Source organism: uncultured Lamprocystis sp., from assembly GCF_903933125.1.
Taxonomy (GTDB): domain Bacteria; phylum Pseudomonadota; class Gammaproteobacteria; order Chromatiales; family Chromatiaceae; genus Thiodictyon.
Genome location: NZ_CAIZIZ010000356.1, coordinates 1 through 2,417 on the forward strand (window position 1 = coordinate 1; position 2,417 = coordinate 2,417).

Consider the following 2,417-nt stretch of genomic DNA (forward strand, 5'->3'; position numbering starts at 1 on the left):
GCGCCGCACCAGTTGGGCGGCGGCGAATTTCGTCAACTCAACCGCAGACCCGGACGCCCTCGTTATTTCCCGCCAGGATTGGCAACGCGTGCTGAATCAACTGGCCTCGACTCCCTGAAATGGCCAAAGTCGAGACCTACACCTCGAACGCGCTCGAAGGCAATACCCTGACACGCCAGGAGACGGCGCTGGTGTTGGGGCAGGGGATCACGGTCCGCGGCAAGCCGCTCAAGGACCATCTTGAGGCGATCGATCACCAGGATGCCTGGCGCTTGGTGCGGGAGCTGGCGCAACGTGGGGCGCCGATCGTGGAGTACGACATCCGCCAGATCCATGCCTTGGTGCTCGGGCGCAGCGATCGGGACGAGGCGGGCCGCTACAGTCAACGCCAGCGCATGATCACCGGCTCCCTGGCGGTGCTCCCATCGCCGGCCGAGGTGCCAGCGCTGATGGGCGATTTCGCCCGCTGGCTGGCGGCGGCGCCGGCGAACCCGGCAACGGCCGGCGAGGCTCACTATCGACTGGTCGCCATTCATCCGTTCACCGATGGCAATGGACGTACCGCCCGCCTCTTGATGAATCTGATCCTGTTGCAGGCCGGATTTCCCCCCGTGGTGATTGCGCCGGAACAGCGGCCGGACTATGTGGACGCGCTGGAAACCCGCCATGTCAGCGGGGACACCGCTCCCTGGCAGGCCTTCATGACAGCGCGACTGATCGAGAGCCTGGAGCGTTATCTGGAGATCCTGGAGAAGGAGCAACACGACCCAGCGCCAGGGGGCGGCGGCTGATGCCGAAGAAGATGCACCACAAAGGCACGAAGGACACAAAGGAAGAGAAATGCATTCTTTGTGTCCTTCGTGCCTTTGTGGTGAATTCCTTTGGTGCAGCGATACCGAAGAAGATTCACCACCAAGGCACAAAGGACACAAAGAAAGAAAATTGTATTCTTTGTGCCCTTCGTGCCTTTGTGGTGAATTCTTATTCATGCGGCGGATGCCGGAAGCTGATTGAGTCATGACGATGATTAAGACGCTCCAACGGCTGTTCAGCGTCGGCACCTGTGCGGCGGACGATGGGGCTCTGGCGCCTTTGCTGACCGGTCTGGCGCACCTGAGCCCGGATGGGGGCCGCTGGGTGATCAGTCGTCAACTGCTTGGCCTGAGACAGACGCTTAGCGGGGATCAGGAGGTGATCGCGGCGGTGTTGGCCACCCAGCTTGAGATTCGCATGCCCTGGGTGCGGCTACTCGCGGCGCGCTGCCGGGAGGCGGGGCAGCTCGCGGATGCCAATGCCTTGGTACAGTTGGTGAGCCGCCTCGGCGGGGCGGCGGCCTGGGTCGAGGCCGCAATGGCGCAGGCGACCTTGGACCCGACCACGGCGTCGGCACTGGAGCGCGAACTCTTCGGCTACACCGCGGATCAGGCGCAGGCGACGCCGGTGCTGACGCGCGTCATGGCGGCGGCAAGCCAACTTGCCCACTGGCAGCAGAGGCCGCTGCCAGGGATCAGCCCGATCGATCGGACCGGCGAGCGTGTGGATGCCAACTGGTGCCCCGGGCGCCTGGTGGCCCATCCGGATGGCGCCGGGCCGGACGAGGACTTCATTCTTGGCGGCCGCTGGCCCGGCGAGGAGGGGGCCGATCCGCTCGCTTGGGTGCAGCGCGGCCCATGGCCGTTGCTGCTCGCGGCCATCGGCTATGTGCAGGATTCGTGGGCGGCGGAGGCGCGCGGGGGGCTGCTCCTGGAACTGCCGCCGGGCCAGTACCCGCACCATCCGACGGAAATTGCGGTGCTGGTGGCGGGGGACGACGGCGCCGAGGTGCTGTGCGGGTCACTGGGCGGCTTCGTGCTTGGGCTGCTCAGCCGCCTGAATATGGCGCTCTTTCCGGCACCCTTGACGGAGGCCGCACTGAACGCCCGGCTGTCGCCACTGATCGGTGAGCTGCAACGGCGCCAGGTCTGGCGCTTCCAGGAGGGGCTTTCCGGTCAGCAGGGCTTCTATCGGGTTCACCCGAAATTCTCGGACGCCTGCTACCAGATCAGCGGTGTGCGTACCCTGGGGCTCAATGGCCGGGGTCTGCGCCGGGCCATTCGCGAGCAGGCGGAACAGTGGCGGATCGAGCGACAGGGCGGAAGAGGTTCACCACAAAGGACACAAAGAAGAATTATGAATTCTTTGTGCCCTTTGTGCCTTTGTGGTGAATCTTCTCGGTGAGCACTTGCAGGTCTGCGGGGAAGAATTATGCACCACAAAGGCACGAAGGACACTAAGGAAGAAAATGGAATTCTTTGTGTCCTTCGTGCCTTTGTGGTGAATCTTATCGGTAAGCATCTGCATGTCTGCGGGGAAGAATTATGCACCACAAAGGCACGAATGACAAGAGGGAAGAAAAAGGAATTCTATGTGTCCTTCGA

At 63.2% G+C, this 2,417-nt stretch carries 2 protein-coding genes; both read left to right on the plus strand.

All coding sequences use genetic code 11. From position 1 onward, the window contains the following. Nucleotides 1–119 precede the first annotated feature (119 nt). Complete coding sequence (locus QZY03_RS18545; RefSeq protein WP_295583642.1) at nucleotides 120–791, plus strand: Fic family protein; 672 nt, start codon at nucleotides 120–122, stop codon at nucleotides 789–791. 226 nt (nucleotides 792–1,017) lie between these two features. Then, nucleotides 1,018–2,217, plus strand: coding sequence for a hypothetical protein (locus tag QZY03_RS18550; protein ID WP_295583643.1), 1,200 nt, complete (start codon nucleotides 1,018–1,020; stop codon nucleotides 2,215–2,217). The last annotated feature ends 200 nt before the right edge of the window (nucleotides 2,218–2,417 follow it).

Excerpts from the sequence above, each read along its gene's own strand:
- QZY03_RS18550 (WP_295583643.1), top strand. The coding sequence starts at position 1,018 with ATGACGATGATTAAGACGCTCCAACGGCTGTTCAGCGTCGGCACCTGT.
- QZY03_RS18545 (WP_295583642.1), top strand. The coding sequence starts at position 120 with ATGGCCAAAGTCGAGACCTACACCTCGAACGCGCTCGAAGGCAATACC.